At 73.7% G+C, this 10,134-nt stretch carries 9 protein-coding genes; 1 reads left to right on the forward strand and 8 read right to left on the reverse strand.

What is annotated here, in order from left to right; translation table 11 throughout:
- Positions 1–86: 86 nt before the first annotated feature.
- On the reverse strand, positions 87–1,670 hold the full coding sequence (locus Q9R28_RS03205; protein ID WP_311205450.1) for an RsmB/NOP family class I SAM-dependent RNA methyltransferase: 1,584 nt from the start codon (positions 1,668–1,670) through the stop codon (positions 87–89).
- On the reverse strand, positions 1,667–2,602 hold the full coding sequence (locus tag Q9R28_RS03210; protein WP_311205451.1) for a methionyl-tRNA formyltransferase: 936 nt from the start codon (positions 2,600–2,602) through the stop codon (positions 1,667–1,669). The genes Q9R28_RS03205 and Q9R28_RS03210 overlap by 4 nt, the downstream gene beginning before the upstream one ends.
- Before the next feature lie 93 nt (positions 2,603–2,695).
- Between Q9R28_RS03210 and Q9R28_RS03215 the strand changes: the two genes are divergently transcribed.
- Positions 2,696–3,151 carry a DUF4383 domain-containing protein gene (locus Q9R28_RS03215; protein ID WP_174234689.1) on the forward strand — a complete coding sequence of 152 codons (456 nt, stop codon included), beginning with the start codon at positions 2,696–2,698 and terminating at the stop codon, positions 3,149–3,151.
- Positions 3,152–3,245: 94 nt separating this feature from the next.
- Here Q9R28_RS03215 and Q9R28_RS03220 read toward each other — a convergent pair whose 3' ends face one another.
- From Q9R28_RS03220 to gmk, 6 genes are all read right to left on the reverse strand, one after another.
- Entirely contained in the window at positions 3,246–4,427 is a 1,182-nt protein-coding gene (locus tag Q9R28_RS03220; protein WP_066654521.1) for a glycine C-acetyltransferase, read from the reverse strand.
- Positions 4,427–5,479: an L-threonine 3-dehydrogenase gene (gene tdh / locus Q9R28_RS03225; protein WP_066658292.1), complete on the reverse strand. Its 1,053-nt coding sequence runs from the start codon at positions 5,477–5,479 to the stop codon at positions 4,427–4,429. Before tdh ends, Q9R28_RS03220 begins: the two co-directional genes overlap by 1 nt.
- Before the next feature lie 156 nt (positions 5,480–5,635).
- A complete protein-coding gene (locus Q9R28_RS03230) occupies positions 5,636–7,618 on the reverse strand; it encodes a primosomal protein N' (protein WP_311205452.1) in 1,983 nt (660 codons plus the stop codon).
- A 7-nt stretch (positions 7,619–7,625) separates the two neighbouring features.
- The gene (metK, locus tag Q9R28_RS03235) at positions 7,626–8,840 is read right to left on the reverse strand and encodes a methionine adenosyltransferase (RefSeq protein ID WP_311205453.1); all 1,215 of its coding nucleotides are present in this window, start codon (positions 8,838–8,840) and stop codon (positions 7,626–7,628) included.
- Between the two features lie 5 nt (positions 8,841–8,845).
- Positions 8,846–9,109, reverse strand: a complete 264-nt coding sequence (gene rpoZ, locus Q9R28_RS03240; protein ID WP_022906709.1) for a DNA-directed RNA polymerase subunit omega — start codon at positions 9,107–9,109, stop codon at positions 8,846–8,848.
- Between the two features lie 115 nt (positions 9,110–9,224).
- Positions 9,225–10,118 (reverse strand): guanylate kinase, encoded by an 894-nt coding sequence (gmk, locus tag Q9R28_RS03245; protein WP_066658295.1) that lies wholly within the window; start codon positions 10,116–10,118, stop codon positions 9,225–9,227.
- Positions 10,119–10,134: the final 16 nt, after the last annotated feature.

The following is a 10,134-nucleotide window of genomic DNA, read 5'->3' on the forward strand; positions in this document are numbered from 1 at the left end:
AACCGGTCGTGTTCCTCCAACATATCAGATCGTTCCTGGGCCGACAACCCGCGAGCAGACGCCGAGGTTGCGTGTTGCGGGAGGGGTCAGGGGCGACGACGGAAGAGTGCGACGAACATCGCGTCGGTGCCGGTCCGGTGCGGCCAGAGCTGCGCCGTCGGACCGTCGGCGACCTGCGGGTCCCGGGCCGCCACCGACCGGACCACGCCGGCGGTGTCGAGCTGTTCGAGCACGTCGCCGTGCCGCTCGAGCAGCGCGTCGACCTGCCCGCGCGTCTCGGCCAGGTGCGGCGAGCACGTCACGTACGCGAGCGTGCCACCCGGGGCGAGTGCACGGACCGCCGCATCGAGCAGCTCGGCCTGCAGCGCCGCGAGCTCGGGGACGTCCTCGGGCTGCTTGCGCCACCGCGCCTCGGGACGCCGACGGAGCGCGCCGAGGCCCGTGCACGGAGCATCGAGCAGGATCCGGTCGAACAGCTCGTCGCCCGGCTTGCCGAAGCGCCGTCCGTCGCCCTCGACGACCGTGACGGTGTCGTCTCCCGCCACGGTGGACAGGGCCTTGCGCACGAGTCCGGCGCGGGCGGGCACGAGCTCGTTGGCGACCAGGGACGCTCCGCCCTGGGCGGCCTCGGCGGCGAGGAGCGCGGCCTTGCCCCCGGGCCCGGCGCACATGTCGAGCCACCGCTCCCCCGGACGGACGGCGGACGACCGCGTGAGGGCGAGGGCCGCGAGCTGCGACCCCTCGTCCTGCACCCGGAGCCGACCGGCGGCGACGCCGGGGACCCGTGCGGGGTCGCCGGTCGTCCCGCGGATGCCGACCGGGGACACCGGGCCGGCGTCGGCCCCGGCGACCCGGCCGGGAGGCGCGGTGCCGGTCTCGTCGTCGGCTCCGGCTCCGTCGTCGGTGCGGGGCTGCTCGTCGGCTCCGTCCCCGCCGTCGGCTCCGTCCCCGCCGTCGGCTTCGGCCCCGCCGTCCGCTCCGGATCCGTCCTCGGCAGCGGTCGCCGTCGCGGTGCGGACGTCCTCGTCGGTGGCGAGCCCGGGCAGCGCGACGAGCTGCACGCGGGGCGCGACGTTGTCGGCCGCGAGCAGGGCGGCGAGCTCGTCCCGCGACCGCTCGGCCGCCAGGGCGTCACGGAGTGCGGCGACCACCCACGACGGGTGCGACCAGCGGGTGGCCAGCAGCGCGTCGCCGCTCCGACCCTCGGTGACCAGGGCGTCCCACTCGTCGTCGGTCTTCGCGGCGACCTTGCGCAGGACCGCGTTGACGAAGCCGGTGGCCCGGCGGGCGCCGACCTCGCGTGCGAGCTCCACGGTCGCCGAGACCGCCGCGTGCGTTGGTGTGCGCATGCCGAGCAGCTGGTGCACGCCGAGGCGCATCACGTCGAGCACGTCGGACTCGATGTTGTCGACCCGGCGACCGGATGCGACCCCGACGATCGCGTCGTAGCGGCCGAGCATGCGGATCGACCCGTAGGTGAGCTCGGTGGCGAAGGCGGCGTCGCGGGCGGACAGACCGGCGCGACGGATGCGCGTGGGCAGGAGCAGGTTGGCGTAGGCGTCGTCGACCTGCACCGCGCGGAGCACGTCGAACGCGACCCGCCTGGCGCTGGTCGGACGGGGGCGACGGTCGCCGCGCGACAGCCGGGAGGACTGCTGCGCCGCGCTCACGAGAGCACCACGCCCTCGAGCGAGCCGAGGCCGCGTGCCCACGCGGCGCCGTCCATCGCCTTCTTGCCGGCGGGCTGGACCTCGGTGAGCACGAGCGGGACGTCGGCCGTGCCGACGAGGAGTCGTCCGTCGACCAGTGCGAGCGCACCGGGCGCGAGGTGCGGGGCGGAGGAGGCCGCGCCTCCCGGCAGGAGCGCGCTGCGGAGCAGCTTCACCCGCGTCTCGCCGAGGTGGGCGAACGCGCCGGGCTCGGGCGTCACACCGCGGACGCGGGCACGGACGGCCACGGCCGGCTCCGTGAAGGCGACGTGCGCGTCGTCGGCGGTCGGCTTCGGGGCGAGGGTCACCGTCCCGGACTGCTCGGTGGCGACCGCGCTGCCGTCGGCCAGGGCGTCGACGACCCGCAGGACGGTGTCCGCTCCGGTCTCGGCCATCGCGGCGAGGACCTCACCGCTGGTGGCGTCCGGGTCGATCGTGAACGGGTCGGCGGCGTACACGGGACCGGCGTCGAGCGCCTCGACGAGCTGGAAGACGGTCGCGGCGGTCCGGGTGTCGCCCGCCATCACGGCACGCTGGACGGGTGCGGCGCCGCGGTACGCCGGCAGCTCGGAGAAGTGCAGGTTGACCCAACCGAGACGTGGAGCGTCCAGGGCGGGACGACGGAGGAGCGCACCGTACGCGACGATGACGCCGAGGTCGGCCTGCAGTTCGACCAGCTGCGCGGTGACGGCGTCGTCCACCCGGGTGGCCTCGATGACGGGCAGTCCGAGCTCCTCGGCGACCTGCGCCACCGGGGTCGGCGTGAGGACACGCTTCCGACCCTGGGGTGTCGGGGGTCGGGTGAGGACGGCCGCGATCTCGTGGTCGGAGGCGGCGAGACGTCGGAGGGTGGGGACGGCCGCAGCGGGGCTGCCGGCGACGACGAGACGCATGGGGTCCATCGTCCCACGGCCGACGGTGTCCGACGCGCGCGGGACGCTGCCGGCCGGGAACGGACTGCGAGCGGGCTGGGTAACGTCCGGACCATGAGTGACGTCACCACCTCCACCAACCGCTACGCCGGCTCGTCGATCCAGAAGGTCGCGCTCGTCGTCGGCATCGTGTTCCTGCTCGTCGGGATCGCCGGGTTCGTGCCGGGGCTGACCTCCGGCGACCTCGGCGGTGCCGGGCACCACTCGATGGCGATGCTGCTCGGGATCTTCCAGGTGTCGGTCCTGCACAACATCGTGCACCTGCTGTTCGGCGTCGTCGGCCTCCTCGCGGCGAACCGGGCGACGGGGTCGCGGATGTACCTCGTGATCGGCGGCGTCGTCTACTTCGTGCTGTGGGTCTACGGCCTGTTCACGGCGGGCACGATGTCCGGCGCGAACTTCGTCCCGCTCAACTGGGCGGACAACTGGCTGCACCTGGTGCTCGCGATCGGCATGGTCGCGCTCGGCGTCGTCTTCCCGCGGGAGCGCCGCCGTCCGGTCGGCGCCTGACCCGGGGCCGAACCCGCTGGACGCAACGTCGGCGGCTCCTCGCAGCGGTACTCCCCTGCGAGCGGCCGCCGTCGTTGCGTTCCGCGGGAGGTCGTCAGGCGTCGACGGCGGCGCGGGCCCCGACGAAGGCGTCCACGCAGCGGCGCACCTGCTCCTCGGTGTGCGCCGCGGAGAGCTGCACCCGGATCCGGGCTCTCCCCTGCGGCACCACCGGGTAGCTGAACGCCGTCACGTAGACGCCCCGCGCCTGCATCTCGTCCGCGATCCGCGCGGTACGGCCGGCCTCGTGGAACATCACGGGCACGATCGGGTGCTCCCCCGGCAGCAGCTCGAAGCCCGCGTCCGACATGAGCGTCCGGAACGTCCTGGCGTTGGCTGCGAGCCGGGCGCGGGCGTCGTCCGACCGTTCGACGAGGTCGAGCGCCGCGACGGTCCCCGCCGCGATCACCGGCGCGAGCGAGTTCGAGAACAGGTACGGGCGTGAGCGCTGCCGCAGCAGGTCGACGATCTCCCGGCGCGAGGCCACGTACCCGCCGGACGCCCCGCCGAGCGCCTTGCCGAACGTGCCGGTGTAGACGTCGACGCGGTCCGCGACGCCGCACAGCTCGGGGGTGCCCCGCCCGTGCTCGCCGACGAACCCGACGGCGTGCGAGTCGTCGACGATGACGAGTGCGTCGTACCGCTCGGCGAGGTCGCAGATCTCGGCGAGCGGCGCGATCGAGCCGTCCATGGAGAAGACGCCGTCGGTGACCACCGCGCGGAACCGGGCGGACGAGGCGGCGGCGAGCTGCGCCTCCAGGTCGGCCGTGTCGCGGTTGCGGTACCGGAACCGCTGCGCCTTCGAGAGCCGGATGCCGTCGATGATCGACGCGTGGTTGAGCTCGTCGGAGATGATCGCGTCCTCCGGGCCGAGCAGCACCTCGAACAGCCCACCGTTCGCGTCGAAGCACGACGAGTACAGGATCGCGGCCTCGGTGCCGAGGAAGCCGGCGACCCGACGCTCGAGGTCGAGGTGCAGGTCCTGCGTGCCACAGATGAACCGCACGCTCGCCACCCCGTAGCCCCAGCGGTCGAGGGCGTCCTTCGCCGCGTCGACGAGGTCGGTCGAGTCCGCGAGCCCGAGGTAGTTGTTCGCACAGAAGTTGAGCAGGTCGGTGCCGTCCGCCGCGATCGCCGCACGCTGCGGACCGGCGATGCCGCGCTCGCGCTTCGTCAGCCCCGCGGCCTCGATCCCGGCGAGCTCCGTCGCCAGGTGGTCCTTGATCGCGCCGTACATCAGGTCTCCGTCCAGTCGATGACGACCTTGCCGCCGTCCGCGCTCGCCGCCGCGGCGAACGCTGTCTCCCAGTCGCGCGCCGGGTGGCACGCCGACACGATCGAGCCGATGCGCTCGCGCAGGACCGCACTCGTGGCGAGCATCGAGCTCATCGCCTGCCACGTCTCGTACATCTCACGGCCGTAGATGCCCTTCACCGTGAGCATGTGCGTGACGACCTTGGCCCAGTCCACCGCGATCGGGCCGCTCGGCAGCCCGAGCATCGCGATCCGCCCCCCGTGGTTCATGTTCTCGACCATCGCGGGCAGTGCGGTCGGGGCGCCGGACATCTCGAAGCCGACGTCGAAGCCCTCGCGCATGCCGAGCCGCTCCTGAGCCGCACGGACCGTGGCCGCCCCGTCGTGACGCACGTCCACCCCGAGGTCGGCGCCCATGCCCTCCGCGAGGCGCAGCCGCTCCGTGCTGACGTCCGTCCCGACGACGAACCGCGCACCGGCGTGTCGGGCCACCGCGATCGCCATGAGGCCGATCGGTCCGCACCCGGTGACCAGCACGTCCTCGCCGACCAGGGGGAACGCGAGCGCGGTGTGCACCGCGTTGCCGAGCGGGTCGAAGAGTGCGCCCACCTCGGGTTCGACGGGACCGTGGTGGACCCACACGTTCGTGCCCGGCAGCGTCAGGTACTCCGCGAACGCGCCGTCGCGCTGCACGCCGAGGCCCTTCGTGCGGATGCACATCTGCCGACGCCCGGCGCGACAGTTCCGGCAGGTGCCGCAGACGACGTGCCCCTCGCCGGACACGAGGTCGCCGACGGCGACGTCGCGCACGGCGGCGCCGACCTCGACGACCTCGCCGGAGAACTCGTGGCCGGGCACGAGCGGCGCGGTCACGGCCGATGCGGCCCAGTCGTCCCACCGCTCGATGTGCAGGTCGGTCCCGCAGATCCCGGTCCGCAGCACGCGGACGAGGACCTCGTCCTCGGTCGGGACCGGCACCGGCCGGTCGGTCATGATCAGTCCCGGACCGGCGTCCGGCTTCCAGAGCGCCCGCATCGGCGTCACCTCGTCACTCCGTCGTGCGTGTGGTGTGGTCGTCGGCGGCTCGTGGCCACCACCGACCAGCCTGGCACACCGTCCGGACGGACGGGAGGCTCGGTGCGCGCCCGGCGCGTCGTGGCACCTCGTCCGCGTGAGCGCGTCCGCGGCGGGTCAGACCTCGGTGAACGGCTCGGCGTCGTCGAGTCGCACGCGCAGGGTCGGCGCCGCGCGACGTCGGTTGCCGCCCGGGAGCACCCGGCGCGTCGACGAACGGCGGATGACCTCGGCCTTGAGCGTCGCCGCGACCTCGGCCCCGTGCGCGTAGGCGAAGCGCACGATCGCACGGACCGTCCCGGGCACCGGGTCGTCGGGTACCGGGACCGGCCCGAGCACCGCCCCGACCACCGCGTCACCGAGGGCCTCGACCGCCTCGGTCACCGCCTCGTCCGTACCGGTGAGCGTCGCCACCCGGACGGCCGGCGGGAAGTGCAGGGCCCGTCGGTCGACGAGCTCGTCGTGCGCCGGCCCGTCGAGCCGCCAGAGGGCCATCGCCGTGGCGAGCTTGCCGCCGATGCCGACGAGGTACACCTCGGCGCCGGGTGCGCCCTTGGCAGCGGCGTTCGTCCAGAAGCGGAGCACGTCCTCCTGCACCCGGAGGCCCTCGCGGGCCAGGAGCCGTTCGCCGTCGAGCAGCAGTACGCACGCGTACCCGCCCGGCGCGCTCGGCTCCGCGCCGCGTGTGGCGACGACGACCGCGGGGCGGGCGGGGACCTCGTCGAGCGGTCGGGAACCGTCCGCCACCACGATCCGGGTGCCGGGGAACGCCCGGCCGAGCTCGTCGGCGGTCCGCTGGGCCCCCTGCCCGACGGGCTTGAGCCGCCCGCCGCCGCACGTCGGGCACCGGAACCCCACGGCGAGGGCACCGCAGAACCGGCACTGCGGGGTCGCGTTCCGGTGCGGGCTCCCCAGGGGGCCGCCGCACACCCGGCAGTGCGCGCGTTCCCCGCAGTCGGCGCAGACCAGCCCGGTGCCGAAGCCCGGGTTGGCGACCTGCACGAGGACGGGCCCGTGCTGGCTGGCCTCCCGCGCGGCGCGCCACGCCGTGCTGGGGATGCGGGCCTGGGCCGCGAAGCCCTCGGCCCCCGCCTGCTGCGCGGTCGGGATCACCTTCGGCGTCGCTACCCGGTACGGCGCGAGCTCCTGGAGCCAGTGCAGCTCGACGAGCCGCTGGACGTCGGTCGACCTGGCGTGCGCGACGAGGAGGAGTGCGGCGCCGGACTGCGCGGTCCGCACGAGGGCGACGTCGCGCGTGTGCACGTACGGGGCCCGGGGCTCGACGAAGGACGCGTCGCCGTCGTCCCACATCGCCACGAGCCCGAGCTCGGACGCCGGTGCGAACGCCGCGGTCCGGTTGCCGATCGCCACGACGGCGTGCGTCCGCGCCTCCAGCAGCGCCTTCGCACGCTGCCCGTTCGTCTGCTTGGCGTCGAACCGGACGACGCGCTCCGGCGGGAGCACCGCGAGGAGCGCGCGTTCGAGGTCCGTGACGTCGCGGAAGTCCGGGACCGCGAGCACGGCCGACTGCTCTCGGGCGACGACGTGTGACGCCGCCTGTGCGAGCGTCGCGGCCCAGCCGGGCACCCACACGGGGTCATCGGCGGTCCCGAGGTCGACGGGGTGGGGCACGGCGTCGACCGCAGCCCGTCCGTGGTCGGCGAGCAGGGCCTCCAGGACGCCCTCGGCGTAGCCCGTCACCGGGGTCGGCTCGACTGTCGGCGGTGACCACGAGGTGTCGCGGGCGAGCCAGGCCTTCTCGGCACGGACCTGACGGGTCGGCACGGCGAGCCGGAGCACGTCGGAGGCGACACCGGCGGCGCGGTCGGCGACGGCACGCGCGAGCGTCCAGATCTCCGGGGCCAGCACGGGCACCGGTGACACGACCTGTTCGACGGGACTGAGCTCCCCCGGCCAGTCTCCCTCGGAGACGACCTCGACGACGTACGCGTCGGACATCCGGGCGCCGGTGCGCAGCGGCACCTTGACCCGGACCCCCGGCACGCAGTCGTCCTCGAGCTCGGCCGGCACCCGGTAGTCGAACAGACGGTCCAACTGCGGGAGCGGCGAGTCGAGGACGACGCGCGCGACGGTGGTCACACGGCGCCTAGACGGCGGCGGTGACGAGTCCTGCTGCCGCGCGGAGCTCCTCGACGCGGTCGAGCTGCTCCCAGGTGAAGCCCGGCAGCTCGCGGCCGAAGTGGCCGTACGCCGCAGTCTGGGCGTACCGGGGCTTGAGCAGGTCGAGGTCGCGGATGATCGCGGCGGGACGCAGGTCGAACACCTCGGTGATGGCGGCCTCGATCGTGGCGTCGTCGACGTGTCCGGTGCCGAACGACTCGACGTACAGACCGACGGGCTTCGCGCGGCCGATCGCGTAGGCGACCTGGACCTCGAGCCGGTCCGCGAGCCCCGCGGCGACGACGTTCTTCGCGACCCAGCGGAGCGCGTAGGCGGCCGAGCGGTCGACCTTCGACGGGTCCTTGCCGCTGAACGCGCCGCCACCGTGGCGGGAGGCCCCGCCGTACGTGTCGACGATGACCTTGCGTCCGGTGAGTCCGGCGTCACCCTGCGGGCCGCCGATCTCGAAGCGACCGGTCGGGTTCACGATCACGTCGACGTGCGACGAGTCGAGGTCGACCAGGTCGAGCACCGGACGGATGACGTGCTCCGTGATCTGCGCGGTGAGCTCGTCGAGCGTGACCGCGGGCGAGTGCTGCGTGGAGAGGACCACCGTCTCGACGGTCTTCGGCACGACGCCGTCGTAGCCGACGGTGACCTGGGTCTTGCCGTCCGGGCGGAGGAAGTCGAGCTGCCCGCTCTTGCGGACCTCGGCCAGCCGCTCCGCCAGGCGGTGCGCGAGCCAGATCGCGACGGGCATGTACTCGGGCGTCTCGTTCGTCGCGAAGCCGAACATGATGCCCTGGTCGCCGGCGCCCTGGCGGTCGAGCTCGTCGATGCCCGCACCGGACCGGCTGTCGAGCGACTCGTCGACGCCCTGGGCGATGTCCGGCGACTGCGCACCGATCGACACCTCGACACCGCAGGTGCGGCCGTCGAAGGAGACCTCGGACGAGTTGTACCCGATGCCCGTGATGACGTCGCGGACCAGCTTCGGGATCTCGACGTAGCCGGACGTGGTGACCTCGCCCGCGACGTGCACGAGCCCGGTGGTGACCATCGTCTCCACGGCGACGCGCGCGTGCGGGTCGACCGCGAGCAGCGCGTCGAGGATGGTGTCCGAGATCTGGTCGCAGATCTTGTCGGGGTGCCCCTCCGTCACCGACTCGGACGTGAAGAGGCGCAGGTTGGTGCCGCTCACCGGGGTCAGTCGGTGGGCTGCTGCTGCTTGGTGACGGTCAGCTTGTCCTCGTTGATCTCGTGCAGAGCAACGGACAGCGGCTTGTCGTCGATCGTCGAGTCGACGAGCGGACCGACGTTGTCGAACAGCGACCCCTCGTGCAGGTCGGCGTAGTAGTCGTTGATCTGACGGGCGCGCTTCGAGGCGAAGATGACGAGCGCGTACTTCGACTCCACCTTGGCGAGCAGGTCGTCGATGGGCGGGTCGATGATGCCCTGGGGGTTGGCCATGGTGTCTCCTGTCGGCTGCGGGTGCGTGGGGCGCAGGTCCGACCGGATCGGACCGCCCGACCGCGGTCGGGCTGCGCGGGCGCGACGCCGAGGAGGCGCGCGCGGGTGCGCCGTGTCAGGGCGCAGAGAACAAGTCTACGACCTCGCGTGCCGCGGTGCCGACATCCGAGTTCACGATGCGCACGTCGAACTCGTCCTGCGCGGCCAGTTCGACCTTCGCGGTCTCGAGTCGGCGTGCCTGTTCCTCGGCGGACTCGGTCCCGCGACCGATGAGCCGCCGGACGAGTTCCTCCCACGTCGGCGGCAGCAGGAACACGAGCACGGCCTCGGGCATGGCGTCGCGGACCTGCCGAGCACCCTGCAGGTCGATCTCGAGCAGCACCTTGTCGCCGGCGTCGAGCGCGCGGTCGATCGGCGGCCGTGGCGTGCCGTACCGGTAGGAGTTGTGCACCACGGCCCACTCGAGCAGCTCGCGGTCCCGGATCATCCGGTCGAACTCGGCGTCGTCCACGAAGTAGTAGTGCACGCCGTCGACCTCGCCCGGGCGGGGCTTCCGGGTCGTCGCCGACACGCTGAGGTCCACGTCGGGGAAGTGCTCGCGGATGTGCGCGCTCACGGTGCCCTTGCCGACGGCGGTCGGTCCGGCCAGCACGACGAGCTTCGACGCACCGCGCTTCCGGCCGCGGGCGGCGAGCCAGTCGGCCAGGGCGGAGCGCTGCCGGGTGCCGAGCCCGCCGAGCCGCTTCGACGGGGCGATGCGGAGCTCCCCCATCACGGCCTCGGCACGCGCCGGGCCGATCCCGGACATGCTCGTGAGCAGGTCGCGCACGCGCAGCGACTTCTCGGCGGGCAGGTCCGCGTCGGACCACGCGGCGCGAGCGACCTCGAGGGCGCTGCGCTCCCCCGACGCCACCTGCGCCTTGACGGCAGCACGGGCGCGCCGGGCGGCGACCGCCGCGCGGGCGGCGGCGACGCGGTCGACCTCCGGCGGGTTGCGGTGCGCGGGCAGGTCGCTGCGGTCCGGG

It is taken from the genome of Curtobacterium sp. BRD11 (genome assembly GCF_031844345.1).
In the GTDB taxonomy this organism is placed as follows: domain Bacteria; phylum Actinomycetota; class Actinomycetes; order Actinomycetales; family Microbacteriaceae; genus Curtobacterium.